At 62.5% G+C, this 15519-nt stretch carries 13 protein-coding genes; 6 read left to right on the top strand and 7 right to left on the bottom strand.

Going from position 1 to position 15519, the window contains the following annotated elements:
- The 5 genes from RlegSU303_RS34070 (at position 1) to RlegSU303_RS34050 (ending at position 6193) form a co-directional block, all read left to right on the top strand.
- Positions 1-1275, top strand: a complete 1275-nt coding sequence (locus RlegSU303_RS34070) for an extracellular solute-binding protein (protein WP_131719435.1) — start codon at positions 1-3, stop codon at positions 1273-1275.
- 87 nt (positions 1276-1362) lie between these two features.
- Positions 1363-2223: a carbohydrate ABC transporter permease gene (locus tag RlegSU303_RS34065; RefSeq protein WP_131719436.1), complete on the top strand. Its 861-nt coding sequence runs from the start codon at positions 1363-1365 to the stop codon at positions 2221-2223.
- Positions 2220-3056, top strand: coding sequence for a carbohydrate ABC transporter permease (locus RlegSU303_RS34060; RefSeq protein ID WP_003549196.1), 837 nt, complete (start codon positions 2220-2222; stop codon positions 3054-3056). Before RlegSU303_RS34065 ends, RlegSU303_RS34060 begins: the two co-directional genes overlap by 4 nt.
- Positions 3057-3068: 12 nt before the next feature.
- Positions 3069-4151, top strand: a complete 1083-nt coding sequence (locus tag RlegSU303_RS34055; protein ID WP_094088960.1) for an ABC transporter ATP-binding protein — start codon at positions 3069-3071, stop codon at positions 4149-4151.
- Positions 4152-4189: 38 nt separating this feature from the next.
- Positions 4190-6193: an aldo/keto reductase gene (locus tag RlegSU303_RS34050; protein WP_131719437.1), complete on the top strand. Its 2004-nt coding sequence runs from the start codon at positions 4190-4192 to the stop codon at positions 6191-6193.
- Between the two features lie 44 nt (positions 6194-6237).
- On the opposite strand, the gene cydX is transcribed toward RlegSU303_RS34050, so the two are convergent.
- The 7 genes from cydX to RlegSU303_RS34015 form a co-directional block, all read right to left on the bottom strand.
- Positions 6238-6360 (bottom strand): cytochrome bd-I oxidase subunit CydX, encoded by a 123-nt coding sequence (gene cydX / locus RlegSU303_RS34045; protein WP_017957645.1) that lies wholly within the window; start codon positions 6358-6360, stop codon positions 6238-6240.
- Between the two features lie 123 nt (positions 6361-6483).
- Positions 6484-7638: a cytochrome d ubiquinol oxidase subunit II gene (cydB, locus tag RlegSU303_RS34040; RefSeq protein WP_131719438.1), complete on the bottom strand. Its 1155-nt coding sequence runs from the start codon at positions 7636-7638 to the stop codon at positions 6484-6486.
- Positions 7639-7644: 6 nt separating this feature from the next.
- Complete coding sequence (locus RlegSU303_RS34035; RefSeq protein ID WP_131719439.1) at positions 7645-9225, bottom strand: cytochrome ubiquinol oxidase subunit I; 1581 nt, start codon at positions 9223-9225, stop codon at positions 7645-7647.
- Positions 9226-9302: 77 nt separating this feature from the next.
- Positions 9303-10994 (bottom strand): amino acid ABC transporter ATP-binding/permease protein, encoded by a 1692-nt coding sequence (locus RlegSU303_RS34030; protein ID WP_131719440.1) that lies wholly within the window; start codon positions 10992-10994, stop codon positions 9303-9305.
- Positions 10991-12733, bottom strand: coding sequence for a thiol reductant ABC exporter subunit CydD (cydD, locus tag RlegSU303_RS34025; protein ID WP_131719441.1), 1743 nt, complete (start codon positions 12731-12733; stop codon positions 10991-10993). Before cydD ends, RlegSU303_RS34030 begins: the two co-directional genes overlap by 4 nt.
- Before the next feature lie 4 nt (positions 12734-12737).
- Positions 12738-13316, bottom strand: a complete 579-nt coding sequence (locus RlegSU303_RS34020; RefSeq protein ID WP_026157699.1) for a GbsR/MarR family transcriptional regulator — start codon at positions 13314-13316, stop codon at positions 12738-12740.
- A 296-nt stretch (positions 13317-13612) separates the two neighbouring features.
- A complete protein-coding gene (locus tag RlegSU303_RS34015; RefSeq protein ID WP_131719442.1) occupies positions 13613-14212 on the bottom strand; it encodes a HupE/UreJ family protein in 600 nt (199 codons plus the stop codon).
- 275 nt (positions 14213-14487) lie between these two features.
- On the opposite strand from RlegSU303_RS34015, the gene RlegSU303_RS34010 reads away from it, so the two are divergent.
- A complete protein-coding gene (locus tag RlegSU303_RS34010; protein ID WP_131719443.1) occupies positions 14488-15519 on the top strand; it encodes a hydroxyacid dehydrogenase in 1032 nt (343 codons plus the stop codon).

The raw sequence follows: 15519 nt of genomic DNA, 5'->3' as shown, positions 1-15519 counted from the left end.
ATGCGCTTCAAACTTCTCGCTGCGACCGCAGCTGTCGCAGTGCTTGCTTCCGGCTCCGCCTACGCGCAGTCGGCCAATCTCACCATCTGGAGCTGGAATGTCGCCGCGTCGGCATTGAAGTCCACGCTTCCAGGCTTCAACAAACAGTTTCCCGATATCAAGATCACCGTCGAGGACCTTGGCAACGCCCAGGTCTTCGATAAGACGCTGGCTGCCTGCGCCGCCGGCGGCGACGGCTTGCCCGACATCGTCAGCATCGAGAATTTCGAAGCTGAAATCTTCTGGAGCCGTTTTCCCGATTGCTTCGCCAATCTGAAGGAGCTCGGTTACACACCCGAGATCCAGGCGAAATTCCCCGAATTCAAGCGCACCGAACTTGAAGTCGGCGATGTCGCCTATGCCATGCCGTGGGATTCCGGCCCTGTCGCCGTCTTCTATCGCCGCGATCTCTACGAAAAGGCTGGCGTCGATCCAAGCACGATCAATACCTGGGACGATTTTATTGCCGCCGGCAAGAAAATTTCCGTCGCCAACCCCGGCACCGTCATGGCGCAGGCGGATTTCAATGGCGACAGCGAATGGTTTCGCATGATCGCCAACGAACAGGGCTGCGGCTATTATTCGACCGACGGTCAGAACATCACCATCAACCAGCCGGCCTGCGTCGCCTCGCTGCAAAAAGTGAAGGAAATGAAGGATGCTGGCACGCTGACGGCAGCCAATTGGGACGAAAAGATCCAGGCCAATACCGCCGGCAAGGCCGCAAGCCAACTGTATGGCGGCTGGTATGAGGGCACCGTTCGCTCGACCTCGCCCGATCTCAAGGGCAAATGGGGCGTCTACAAGATGCCGAGCCTGACGGCCGATGGCCCGCATGCCGCCAATCTCGGCGGTTCGTCGCTCGCTATTTCGGCGACCTCCGCAAATAAGGAAGCGGCCTGGAAATTCGTCAACTACGCCCTCGGCACGAACGAGGGTCAGGTGACCATGCTCAAGGAGTTCGGTCTGGTGCCATCGTTGCTCTCGGCCGTACAAGATCCCTTCGTCAACGAAGCGCAGCCCTATTGGGGCGATCAGAAGGTCTGGGCCGATATCCTCGCGACGCTGCCGAAGATCGTTCCGAGCCGCGGCACCGCCTTCCAGAGCGATGCCGAAGCCATCTTCAAGGCGACGCAGACGAAGTTCTTCTCCGGCGGCTATCCCGATGCGAAGGCGGCTCTCGACGATGCCGCCAACCAGATCGCTTCGGCGACCGGCCTTCCGATCGCGCAGTGAATGACGAAGCCGGGCGCTTGTCGCGCCCGGCTCTCCGTCCGCCGCAAGGCGGCTGGTCATTCGTTGGTTTTGTGAGGAGGAGGCTCGATGCCGTTCAGAACCCGGAGCGCCTATGCGTTCCTCGCCCCTTATCTGCTGGTCTTTGCCACCTTCTGGGTCTGGCCGATCATCAATTCGTTCCTGATTTCCTTTCAGAACACCCGTATCAACCCATGGAAATATAGTTTCCAGGCCAATTGGGGCCGGCTCTTCTACGACCCGGCCTTCTACAATGCCCTCTACAACACGCTGATCATCCTGGTGATCCAGGTGCCCGTCATGATCGCGCTCGCGACCGTTATGGCCGTGATGCTCAATTCGCCGCTGCTGAAAGCGCGCCCCCTCTTCCGTTTCGCATTCTTTGCCCCTGTCGTCGTCGGCGAGGTCGCCTATGCTGCGGTGTTCCGACTGATGTTCAGCCTCGATTTCGGGATCATCAACAAGCTGATCTCAGCCGTTGGGTTCAGCCCGGTGTCCTGGTTCGACAATGCCAATGCCGCCATGGGCCTGATCATCCTCGCCGTCACATGGCGCTGGGCAGGCTACAACGCCATCATCATCCTCGCCGGCCTGCAGTCGATTCCCGATGACGTCTACGAGGCGGCGACGCTTGACCGGGTGAGCAAGGTCCAGCAGTTCTTCCACATCACCCTGCCGCTGCTGAAGCCGATCATCCTCTTCTGCGTGGTGCTTTCGGTGATCGGGACCATGCAGCTCTTCACCGAGCCCTTCCTGATCACCAATCGCGGCGGTCCGGGCGGCGGCACCGAGACGCTCGGCCTGCTGCTTTATCGCCAGGGCTTCACCTCGCTGAACTTCGGCTATGCCTCGGCGATCGCCTATACGATGGCTGCCCTCGCCGTGGCGATCTCGCTTCTCAATCTCTGGGTCGGGAGGGATCCGAAATGAAATCCAAATCGCAATCCCTTCTGCTGCGCCAGATCGCGTTGCATGCCGCACTGGCGCCGCTCGCGATAATCTGGCTGTTTCCGCTCTGGATGATGTTCGTCTTCTCAACCATGCCCGACAACGGCATCTTCAGCCCTGACATCGTGCTCTGGCCATCGACCAACTTCGTCGAGAATTTCAAAAATCTGCAGGCCGATACCGATTTCATCGGGGCCATGGTGATCTCCATCGGCGTGGCGCTGATCTATACAGTGCTCTCGGTGCTGCTGACTTCGATGGCCGGCTGGGCACTGGCACGTTACCGTTTCGTCGGCCGCTCCGTCGTCATCGCCATCATCCTTGGCACGATCACGCTTCCCTTCTCCGTGGTCGTCATCCCGCAATTCATCATGGTGGCGCGCGAGTTCAAGCTGGCAAACACCTGGGTAGCTCTGATCGTACCGCCGCTGTTCAATTCGCTCGGCGTGCTGTTCATGCGGCAATCCTTCTCGATGATGCCGGGTGAACTCTTCGATGCGGCCCGGGTCGAGGGCGTCAAGGAATGGCAGATTTTCCTGCGCATTGCCCTGCCGCTAGCGCGCCCGACCATGGCGGCATTGGCGATCATTCTCTTCCTGCACTCGTGGAACAATTACCTCTGGCCGCTGCTGATCAATTCCAGGCCGGGGATGATGACGGCGCCTGTGGCATTGGGAACGCTGATCGGCCTCACCAAGGTTTCCTGGGGCGGCATCATGGCCGGCGCGGTGCTGCTGACGGCGCCGATCCTCGTCATCTTCGTGGCTCTTCAGCGCCATTTCATCGCCGGCATCGCGGCCGGCGCAATTAAATAATCGGGAGGCTGCATGGCAGAGCTTTCACTCAGCAACATCGTCAAGCGCTTCGGCGGCTTTGAGATCATCCACGGCGCCAATCTGGAGGTGAAGGACGGCGAATTCGTCGTCTTCGTCGGCCCCTCCGGCTGCGGCAAGTCCACGCTGCTCAGGATGATCGCCGGCCTCGAGGACATTACGTCAGGCGAGCTTCAGATCGGCGGCAGGGTCGTCAACGACGTCGAGCCGGCCGATCGCGGCATCGCCATGGTCTTCCAGTCCTATGCGCTCTATCCGCACCTGACCGTCGAGGAAAATTTGAGCTTCGGCCTGCGCATGAACGGCAATCCGAAGGCCGACACCGAGCGGCGCGTACGCCATGTCGCCGAGATCCTGCAGATCACCGAACTCATGAAGCGCCGGCCGAAGCAGCTTTCCGGCGGCCAGCGCCAGCGTGTCGCAATCGGCCGCGCCATCGTCCGCGAACCCCAGGTCTTCCTGTTCGACGAACCTTTGTCGAACCTCGATGCTGAACTGCGGGTGCAGATGCGCGTCGAAATCTCCAGGCTGCACAAGCAGCTCGGCACGACGATGATCTACGTCACCCACGACCAGACGGAGGCGATGACGCTCGCCGACAGGATCGTCGTGCTGCGCGCCGGCAATATCGAACAGATCGGCGCGCCGCTCGACCTTTACGACGATCCGGCAAACCAGTTCGTCGCCGGTTTCGTCGGCTCGCCGAAGATGAATTTCCTGAAGGCCGTGGTGGTTGAGACGCAGCCGGGCAGGGCGGTGATTGCGCTCGAAAGCGACGCCAATACGCGTCTGACGCTGCCAGTCGCCGACCCCATCGAAGCCGGCGCAAAAGTGACGCTCGGCATCCGTCCCGAGCATTTCGTCGATGCGGGCACGGGCGATGCCGACCTCACCGTCACCATCGACGTCGCGGAACACCTCGGCAATACCAGTTACATCTACGCAACCATTGGCCCCGAGCAACTGATCATCGAGCGGCCGGAATCGCGCGTCGCCGGCAATCGCGACACGCTGACGGTCGGCCTTCCCGCCAACCGCACATTCCTTTTCGACGGTGCCGGCAAGCGGCTTCGCTGAACCAAATCCCAGGACAGAAAGACGAAAGAGGATTTTCCATGACTTCAGATCAACCGATCCGCTGGGGCATCATTGGCCCCGGCACCATCGCCCGCACTTTTGCAGACGGCGTCGCCCATTCGCGCACCGGAAAGCTGGTGGCAATCGCTACCCGCAATCCGGCAAAGCCGGGCCTTGCCGAAGGATTCCCCGGCGCCCGCATCGTCGATGGTTACGAGGCGCTGCTTTCCGATAAGGAGATCGATGCGATCTATATCGCCGTCCCTCACACCGGCCACGCGGAATGGGCGATCAAGGCGGCACGCGCCGGCAAGCACATCCTGGTGGAAAAGCCGATCGCGCTCTCGGCCTATGATGCCGAAGCGGTTTATTACGAGGCGAAAAAGGCCGGCGTCTTTGCCGGCGAGGCCTTCATGTACCGCGTGCATCCGCAGACGGAGAAGCTGGTCGAACTCGTCAAAAGCGGCGTCATCGGCACCGTTCGCATCATCCGCTCGAGCTTCGGCTTCAACATGGGCAGCTATAAGCCCGAACACCGGCTTTTCGCCAACGACACTGCCGGCGGCGGCATTCTCGATGTCGGCGGTTATCCGGTCTCGATGGCCAGACTGGTCGCCGGCGCCGAGGAGGGGAAGGCCTTCCTCGAACCGGAGAAGGTCTCGGGCGTCGCCCATCTCGGCCAGAGCGGCGTCGATGAATGGGCATCTGCCGTGCTCAAATTCCCGAACGAGATCATAGCCGAAGTCTCCTGCTCGATCATGGCGCAGCAGGACAATGTACTGCGCATCATCGGCTCCGAGGGCCGGATCGAGGTCCAGGACTTCTGGTTCGCCTCCGGTCACAAGGGCGGCGTCGGCAAGATCGAGATCTTCAAGGGCGGCAAGCAGGAGACCGTCGAACTCAGGGAGGATCGCTGGCTCTATTCCTTCGAGGCGGATGCGGCGGGCGATGCCATCCGCGCCGGCAACACCGAATTCAGCTCTCCCGGCATGAGCTGGGCAGATTCGATCGGAAACCTGCGTGTGCTCGACCAGTGGCGTGCCTCGGTCGGCCTCGAATACGGCGTGGAAAAAGCCAGCAAACGCACGACAAACATTGCCGGCGGCGCGATCGCGCGCGGCAACAGCGTTCCGCAACGTCAGATCCCTGGCATTTCCAAACCAGCCTCGGTCGTCACACTCGGCTTCGAGTTCTTCCCGAACTTCGCCGCCGCCTCGCTGACGCTCGACGCCTTCTACGAAGCCGGAGGCAATGCCTTCGACACGGCCTATGTCTATGGCGGCGGCAAGACGGAGGCGATCTTCGGCGACTGGCACACGAGCCGCAAGGTGCCGCGCGAGGAGATCGTGCTGATTGGCAAGGGCGCCCATTCGCCGCTCTGCTATCCCGATATGATCGCAAAGCAGCTCGACCAGTCGCTTGCCCGGCTGAAGACCGACTATGTCGACATCTATTTCATGCATCGCGACAATACCGACGTGCCCGTCGGCGAGTTCGTCGATGCCATGGATGCCGAGGTCAAGCGCGGACGCATCCGCGGCATATTCGGCGGCTCGAACTGGACGCGGGCCCGCTTCGACGAAGCGATCGCCTATGCCGAAAAGACTGGCAAGGCGGCGCCGGCAGCGCTTTCCAACAACTTCTCGCTCGCCGAGATGCTCGATCCGATCTGGGCCGGCTGCGTTGCCGCTTCCGATGACGACTGGAAGAAATGGCTGAACGAGAAGCAGATCCCGAACTTTGCCTGGTCGAGCCAGGGCCGCGGCTTCTTTACCGATCGCGCCGGCCGCGACAAGCGAGATGATGAGGAGATCGTGCGGGTCTGGTATTCCGAGCGCAACTTCGGACGCCGCGACCGCGCTATCGAGCTTGCCAACAAGCTCGGCCGCAATCCGATCCACATCGCGCTCGCCTATGTGATCGCCCAGCCTTTCCCGGTCATTCCGCTGATCGGGCCGCGCACCGTTGCCGAGCTGGAAGACAGCCTCTCGGCGCTCGACATCAAGCTGACACCCGATCAGGTGAAGTGGCTGGAAGGCTGAAGTAACAGCAAAGGGCGCGGTTTGAACCGCGCCCTTTGCTTTTTCTACTTGCGCGGCTCGGAAGCTTTCTTCCTGGCCGCGTCGTCCATCAGCTCATACCACATGGCGTTGAGGACGGCGAAGGCGGCGGCCAGCGGCAGGCCGAGGATCCATGCAAAATACCACATCGTTTGGTCTCCCTCAGAGCAATTCCAGGAAAAGTGCGAAGCGGTTTTCCCAGGCAAAGCGCGAAGCGATTTTGCCGGGAATTCCGCAAAAACAAAAGGTTAGAGCGGTTCTACTGAATCGCTCTAGTAGGCGTGGCTATTTTTATCGGTGATGGACTTCTCATCGACCTTGCCCCACAGAACCTTGTAGACCCAGGCCGTGTAGCCAAGGATGATCGGCAGGAAGATCACCGTCACCACCAGCATGATGAACAGCGTCATGTGGCTGGAGGACGCATCCCAGACCGTCAGGCTCGATCGCGGATCGAGCGAGGAGGGCAGGATGAACGGGAACATCGACAGGCCGACCGTCGAGATGATGCCAAAGATCGCCACCTTGCTGACGAGCAGCGTCATGACCTCGCGCCTTGCCCGCATGGCAATGAAGGCCAGTGCCGCGCCGACGAAGCCGAGGACGGGCGCGATGATCATCCAGGAATGAGCGGCGTAATTGGTAAGCCACGCGCCTTTCTCCAGCGCCACGGTCTTCAGCAGCGGATTGGAGGGGCCGATCGGGCTGATATCGCTGGTGATGCGATAGCCACCGACGCCGATCCACAGGAAGAGGCCGCCGAGTGCGAAAAGCACGATAACGGCAAGGGCGGCGATGCTGCCATAGCTTCTGGCACGCTCTGCAACCGGGCCACTCGACTTCAATACCAGCCAGGCCGCACCATGCATCGTCAGCATGACCAGGGAAAGCAGGCCGCAGAGCAGAGCATAGGGGTTGAGCAGAGCGAAGAACGAGCCTTCGTAGAAGATCCGCATATCGTCGGCAAAGCGGAAGGGTACGCCCTGCAGCACATTACCGACGGCAACGCCGAAGATCAGCGACGGCACGAAACCGCCGATAAAGAGCGCCCAGTCCCAGCCGCTCCGCCAATTGGCGCTTTCCCGCTTCGACCGGTATTTGAAACCGACCGGGCGCAGGATGAGCGCGAAGAGGATCGCGAACATCGCCAGATAGAAGCCCGAGAAGGAGACCGCATAAAGCGGCGGCCAGGCGGCGAAGATGGCGCCGCCGCCGAGGATCAGCCAGACCTGGTTGCCCTCCCAGGTGGCGCCGATTGTGTTGATCGCCACGCGCCGTTCCGTATCGGTCCGGGCAACGAAAGGCAGAAGCATGCCAACGCCGAGATCGAAGCCGCCGGTCGTCGCAAATGCAATCAGCAGGACGCCGAGCAGCAGCCACCAGATGAGACGCAGGGTTTCATAGTCGATGAGTTCGTGAAGGATCATGGCAGGTCACTCCGCGGCCGGGACGAGGGTTTCGGAAATCAGAATCGCTTCCGGCTCGTCGTCCGGCTCCGGTCCTTGCTTGATCGCCTTGATCATCAGGCCCATCTCGATGACGATCAGCGTCGTGTAGAGTGCCGCAAAACCGATGATCGTCAGAAGCACGGTGCCGGCGCCGAGGCTGGAGACGGCTGCTGCCGTCGGCAGCACGCCTTCGATCACCCAGGGCTGGCGGCCGAACTCGGCGACGACCCAGCCGAGCTCGATGGCGACCCAGGGCAGGGGGATCGCCAGCACGGCAATTCTGAGAAGCAGTGGATACGTATCGAGATGGCGCCGCGCCGACAGCCAGAAGAAGGTGGCGGTCAGCAGAATGAAGAAGATGCCGAGGCCAACCATGATGCGGAAAGACCAGAAGAGCGTCGGCACGTGCGGGATCGTATCACGTGCGGCCTGAACGATCTGCTCCTCCGTCGCCTGGCGCGGATCGTCCACATAGCGCTTCAGCAGAAGAGCGTAGCCGAGATCATGGCCGAGATCCTCGAAGGAAGTGCGCACTTCCTGCGCTACCTGACCCTGTGCCGGTGCCGAACGGATCTGCATCAGCGCGTCGTAAGCCTTGATGCCGTCGCGGATCCGGGTTTCGGCCTGCTGTTCGAGCTTGTCGATTCCGGGGATTTCTGTGGTCAGCGACCGCGTGCCGATCAGGCCCATGACCCAGGGTATATGCACGGCAAAATGCGTTTCACGCGCCTCCTGGTCGGGGAAGCCAAAAGCGGTGAAGGCGGCCGGCGCCGGTTCGGTCTTCCACATGCCCTCGATCGCGGCAAGCTTCATCTTCTGGTTCTCGGTGGCGAGATAGCCGCTCTCGTCGCCAAGCACGACGACTGATAGGGCCGAAGCGAGACCGAAGGAGGCGGCGACCGTCATCGAGCGCTTGGCAAGCTCGATATGCCTGCCCTTCAGCACATACCAGGCCGAAACGCCAAGCACGAAGATCGAGGCGCAGACGTAGCCCGCCGACACCGTATGGACGAATTTCGCCTGGGCAACGGGGTTGAAGACCACGTCGAAGAAGCTTGTGATCTCCATGCGCATCGTCTGCGGGTTGAGCGCCGATCCCACCGGATTTTGCATCCAGCCATTGGCGATCAGGATCCAGAGCGCTGAGAAGTTCGAGCCCAGCGCCACCGCCCAGGTGGCGACCAGATGGCCGACCTTCGACAGCTTGTCCCAGCCGAAGAAGAACAGGCCGACGAAGGTCGCCTCGAGGAAGAAGGCCATCAGGCCCTCGATCGCAAGCGGTGCGCCGAAAATGTCGCCGACATAATAGCTGTAGTAACTCCAGTTCATGCCGAACTGGAATTCCATGACGATGCCGGTGGCGACGCCGAGCACGAAATTGATGCCGAACAGCCCGCCCCAGAATTTGGTCATCCGCCGCCAGATCTGGCGGCCGGTCATGACATAGACGGTTTCCATGATCGCCAGCAGCACGGACAAGCCGAGCGTCAGAGGTACGAACAGGAAGTGGTAAAGCGCCGTCAGCGCGAATTGGAAGCGCGATAACGCGACGATATCTAGTTCCATTGTTTTTCTCCCACGGTCCCACGGGGTACAAGGCGTTCCTCAGCACCGGCCGGCGCGTGAGGGTATGCAATCTTGCTCTAGTCCGGCCGAAGCCGGTCGAGCGCCTTTTCGAACGCCGCCTCTCCGCGGCGCGAAATTTCTATGATGCGACCGCCGTTGATGACGGCGATGCGGTCTGCGATCGCCGCCTCCCGGCGGATATGCGTGGCAATCACCAGCGAACGGCCCGCCGCCATTGCCGACAGCCGGCAGAGCACGTCGCGGGCGGTGACGCCGTCGAGGCCCTCTGTCGGCTCATCGAGCAGCCAGAGTGGCGTGTCGCGCAGGAAGAGCCGGGCAAGCGCCAGCCGGCGCGATTGGCCGCCCGAAAGGCCGAGCCCGCCTTCGCCAAGCGGCGTATCGATCCCCCGCGGCATGGCCTCGATATCGGCAAGCAGGCCGGCGGCGGCGAGCGCTTCGCGAAGATGGGCCTCGTTCGCATCCGGGTTTGCAAGGAGGAGGTTGTCGCGCAGGCCGTCCTCGAAAAGCTCTGTCCGTTGCGTCAGCAGGGTCGCTTTTGCCACTGCAATACTTCCCGTCCGCGCCGGCAATTCGCCGGAAAGGAGGGCAAGCAGGCTCGACTTGCCAGCGCCGCTGCTGCCGATGACAGCGAGGCGTTCGCCCGGTTGAAGCGCGAGTTCGATATCCTCGAGCGCTGGGACGGCGGAGTTTTCATGGAAGGCTGACACCTTCACCAGCGAAAAAGCGCATCCCGGCAACGGCACCGCCAATGGTTCGGGTGCCGCCGCGACGGCAAGCCGCGGCGCGATGCGCCTTGCCGCAAGCAGCGTCCGCCCAAGTTCCAGGGCACCGCGGCGCAGCGCTGCGAAGGGTTCGACCGCCGCGAAGGCGACGAGCAGACCGAGTGCGGCGACGGGCGCGGTGATCACCTTCGTTTCAGCAAGGGTTGCGACGGCTAGCAGCGATGCCGTCAGCAGCAAGGTCGAGACGAGGCCGAAGCCGAATGTCAGGCCGGTTTCGACGCGGTTCAACCGATTGTCGGCGCGGGCTGCGTAATGGTCTGCCGCGGCAATCGCCTCCCTCTGCGCGGCAAGCCGGCCGGCCATCAGCAGATCGGTCTGACCGGCGACGAGATCGATCGTCCGCGACCGCAGCGCCTCGATGCCATGGGTGCGTCTGCGGGCGTGTTTGCGCGCCGCTCGCCCGGCGATGACAGGCAGACCGAGGCCGGAAGCCGCGAGGAAGAGACCGAAGCACAGGCCCAACAATGGATGCATCAGCCCCAGTACAACGCTTGCCGCAAGTGCTGCGCCGATCGCGACTGCGGCCGGCACCAAGATACGGAGGTAAAGAGAATCGAGCGCATCGATATCGGCGGTTAGCCGGAAAAGCAGCCTCGCGGGACGATGGAGCAGGGCGCGGGCAGCACCCGGTTCGGCAAAGCCGCGAAACAGCTTTTCGCGCAGGGCGGCGAGCACGCCGAGCGTTGCATCATGGGTCGCAAGCCTTTCGCCGTAGCGCGCGGCCGTACGGACGATGGCGAGCAGGCGGATGCCGGCTGACGGCGCAAAGACGTCGAAGGTGATGGCGGCAGCAGCCGAAAGGCCGGCGAGCGAGGTGGCGGTGATGAACCAGCCGGACAGGCCGAGCAGGGCGATTCCGGCGGTTACCGTCGCCGCTGAAAGTGCTGCGCCGAGCAGCAGCGCACGTCGGCGCTCGGCAAGGAACAGACGCAGGATCGGCTTGAGGTCCGCAGCAAATCCGCTCATTCGGCGGCCTCCCTCATAACGATGTCGGCATCGACGCGCATGGTGCGATGCATGCGGGCGGCAAGCAGCGGATCGTGGGTCGCAACAATAAGGGTGCGGCCCCTGGCGAGCGAAAGCAGGCTCTCGGTCACCTCGGCGGCGGTGGCGGCGTCGAGATGTGCGGTCGGCTCGTCGGCCAGGATGATCCGGAGATGCGGATTGCAGGCCGCCCGCGCGATCGCCAGCCGCAGCGCCTCGCCGCCGGAAAGCCCGATCCCGCCTTCGCCGAGCGGCCGGTTGCCATAGGCGGCGGCGACTTTTCCGAGCCTGGCGGCGTCGAGCGCATCCGTCACGTCGACGCGCGGGATATCGGGCCTGCCGAGCGCGATATTGCCGGCGATGGTGCCCGCGAAAATATGCGGTCTCTGACCGATCCATGCCATGCTGGCGCGCAAGGCGTCGGCACTGTCATCAGCAAGTTCGATGCCGCCGATGACGATCCGGCCACCAGTGCAGGGCGCTAGTCCTGAAATCAGCGAAAGAAGCGTCGACTTGCCGGAACCACTGGCGCCGAGAAGCGCCAGATGTTCGCCGGCCGCGATATCGAGGTTGAAACCGTCAAGGATCAACGGCTCGGCGGCGTTGTAGCGGAAATCGACATTCTCAAGGCGGATGGACGGTGCTTCGGCGACGGCAGATATTGCTGGCGCGACCTCGGCTGCTCCTTGGATCGACAGGCCGCCAGCAGCGTGGGTGTCCAGGGCTTTCAGCGCCGCTTCGCCGGCGGTCCGATCGTGCCAGACAGCCGAGAGTTCGCGCAGCGGTTCGAAGAAGGCCGGTGCGAGCAGCAGGATGAACAGTCCCTCGGTCAGGTCGAGCCGGCTTACCCAGGTGCCGAAGCGGATCTCGCCGAGCAGGCTGAAGCCGACATAGACGGCAATCATCGCCACGCCGAGCGCGGCGAAAAGCTCGAGCACCGCCGAGGACAGGAAGGCGATCTTCAGCACCGCCATGGTGCGCGCACGCAGAGACTCCGCCTCCGACCGCAGGCGGAGTGCCGTTGCATCGACAGCGTCGAGCGCACGGATGGTCGCCAGTCCGCGCAGCCGATCGAGCAGGAAGCCGTTGAGGCCGCCGGTGGCGACGAGTTGCCTTTCGCTGGCCGCCTGGGCGCGCCAGCCGATCAGCGCCATGAAGATCGGGATCAGCGGCGCGGCGAACAGCAGAACTAGCGCGGCGATCCAGGAGACCGGCAGGATGGAGGCAAGCATAATGAGCGGCCCGAGGCTGGCCTTCATCCGCGCCGGCTGGAAACGGGCGAGGTAGGGCACGATCAGTTCGGCCTGTTCGCCAATGACACTTGCGGCTTTGCCGGAGGCAGGCCGGCCGCGATCAACCGGCGACGACATGGAAAGTGCCGAGGCGGCGATCTGCCGCCGGCTGCTGAGCTCGGCACGGGCGGCTTGAAAGGCCAGGCGGCCACCAGCCGCGTCGAGACAGCTTCTTGCAAATCCAAGGGCGAGGATGCCAAGGGCTGGCCAGACAACATCATGCAATCCGCCGCCATCGGCGATGCGGCCGACCGAGACGGCCAGCAATGCGGCCTGCGGGATCCAGACGGCGGCGGCCAGCGCCTGCAGCATTGCCGCTCTGCGCAGCCCGCCTTTCGCATAGGGGCGGGTGACAGGAGAGACCGTATCACCGTCCGGCGCCGGCTCGGCGCCGCGTCCGTCCTTCGCGTCGAAGAAATCAGTGCTCATGGCGCTAACTCTTGTTCGCAGGATTTGGCCGGCGGCTGCGGCCGAGCGAAACGACCCGGTCCTTGGCCTCCAGAAGCTTCGTCACTTTCGCGCCAAGCGAGAGGAGCGTTGCGAGCCTTTCTGTTTCAAGTTGTTTTACGTCTTCATACCAATGCGTCAGTTGCTCGATCAGCGTGTGCATCTCGCTCATCCGTTGCTGCGCATGCCGCTCGGCATCGCTGGCCGGCCGCTGCATCAGGATCTCACGCAAAACGGACAGAGTCGGATCGACTTCGCGCTTCTTTCGCTCCTCGGCAAGTGTCCTCAATATCTGCCAGACATCATCAGGCGTGGTGAAGAAATCGCGGCGGTCGTCGGGCTTATGTTTCAGGATGACGAGGTTCCATGCCTGCAGTTCGCGCAGGCTCATCGACACATTGGAGCGCGAGATGCCGAGCGACTCGGCGATCTCCTCCGCACAGACCGGCGCGGGCGAGACGAAGAGCAGGGCGTAGATCTGGCCAACCGTGCGGTTGATTCCCCAGCGCGACCCCATTTCGCCGAAGTGGAGAACGAAGGACTGGACGAGAGGCGGAAGGTTCATGGTCATTTCCGTTGCGTCTGTGATTTCAGAAATTTCTGAAATCACTATACTGACTTTCGCGTCTCGCCGGCAATCGGCAAGGCATGCCTGCGTCAATTTGGATGTCCGTTCGTTGATCGTGGGGTAGATATAGCGGGACGCGACGTGGCTGGATTTGACTTGGGTCAAGTCCACAGCACTTTGCAGCGATGACGCAGAAACGCCCGGCGATGCGTTACGCAAGCCGGGCGTCCTGTCGGAACGAAATGTCTAGGCCGCCGATGCCGCCCAGTTTTTGTTCAGGAATGCTGTCAGGCTCAGATCAAGCCGGCCAGAATGCCGACACCGGCAACAGCGGCAAGGCCGCCGGCCGTGCGCGTCACGAAGAGGCCCTGACGTTCACCGGCGCGGCCGATGACGTAACCGACGGCGAGACCGGCGACATGCAGCAGCGCCGTCGCGGCCATGAAGCCGGCGGCATAGCCGGCACCGGCGGCATCTTCCGGCATTTCGGCGCCATGTGCATGACCGTGGAAGATGGCGAAGAGACCGACGATGCCGAGTGCTGCGGCGAGCGGCGCCTTGATATTGAGCGCGACAACGGCGCCGAGGACGACAACGGAAAGCGCGATGCCAATTTCAACGAAGGGAACGTTGATGCCGGCAACGCCGAGAGCACCACCGAGTGCCATCACCAGAACGAAGGTCGTCGGCGCGAGCCAGATGGCGCGGCCGCCGAGCTGGAATGCAAAAACACCGACCATCACCATGGCGAGGACATGATCGAGGCCAGATATCGGATGGGCAAAGCCATGGCTGAAGCCTGCAGCTTCGCCGATAGCGGGATGGGCGGAGGCGACGGCCGGAAGCGCTGCGGCAGCCAAGGCAAGCAGGCCGCTCTTGATTGCTGATTTCATTGCTCATTCCCCTCGTGAATTTTCGAATATCCCGCGGCCGCCGAACACCGGGATGGCCAAGTGGCGGGCATCACGCTAGTTCAAAGAATTTGCGCCGTCAACGACAATTCCATGAAATACTGAGCCGATTCAACTGCTTATCTGATAGGCAGATGCCACTTTCGGTGGCTTCTCCCAGCGCTCAGGGACTGAAGATCGCGCTGGAAACCGTCCTCCACAGGGGCTATCAATCGTCCGGCAGAGACGGCGCAGACCGCCGCGATGGAGGAGACGCCATGATGAATACCGAACGGCCGCTGGCGATCAGCGCGCCCGAGCCGCGTACGCTTGATTTGATCTTCAGCGACAAGGCGCGCGCCGAACTGCATACGAAATACGAGATCGTCGAGGCCGACCCCGAGAATATCGCCGGGCTCGGCGACGAAATCCTCGGCAGGGCACGCTACATCATCGGCCAGCCGCCGCTTTCGGCGGACACGCTGGGACGTATGCCGGCCTTGCGCTCGATCCTCAACGTCGAAAGCAATCTTCTCAACAACATGCCTTATGAGGTACTCTTCCAGCGCGGTATCCACGTCGTGACGACGGGCCAAGTCTTTGCCGAGCCGGTCGCCGAAATGGGTCTCGGCTTCGCACTGGCCCTGGCGCGCGGCATCGTCGACGCGGATGTCGCTTTTCGCCAAGGCAACGAACTCTGGGGAGGGGAGGGGAATTCGAGTGCGCGGCTGCTCGCCGGTTCCGAGATCGGCATCGTTGGCTTCGGCGATCTCGGCAAGGCGCTGCGCCGGGTACTGTCCGGCTTCAGAGCCCGCATCAGGGTATTCGATCCCTGGCTGCCGCAATCGATCCTCGAGGAAAACGGCGTTGAGCCGGCAAGCCTGGACGATGTCCTGACGAAGAGCGATTTCATCTTCGTCGTCGCGGCCGTCACCAGTGAAAACAGGGGATTTCTCGGCGCTGAGTCATTCGCAAGCATGCGCAAGGGCGCGGCCTTCATCCTGCTCAGCCGCGCCGATGTCGTCGACTTCAATGCGCTGATGGCGGCGGTTTCGTCAGGCCATATCGTCGCGGCGAGCGACGTCTACCCCGAGGAACCGCTGCCGCCCAATCATCCGGTGCGGAGCCTGAAAGGTTTCATCCGCTCGGCGCATAGGGCCGGCGCGCTCGACAGCGCTTTCAAGAAGATGGGCGACATGGTGCTGGAAGACATGGACCTGATGGATCGCGGACTGCCGCCGATGCGTTGCAAACGGGCGGAACGCGAGACGGTCTCCCGCATGCGTTCCAAACCGGTCGCGGTGAATTAA

It is taken from the genome of Rhizobium sp. SU303 (genome assembly GCF_021052345.1).
Lineage (GTDB): Bacteria > Pseudomonadota > Alphaproteobacteria > Rhizobiales > Rhizobiaceae > Rhizobium > Rhizobium laguerreae.
The sequence above is the reverse complement of the archived record's forward strand: the minus strand, read 5'-3'. Positions and strand labels throughout refer to the sequence as shown.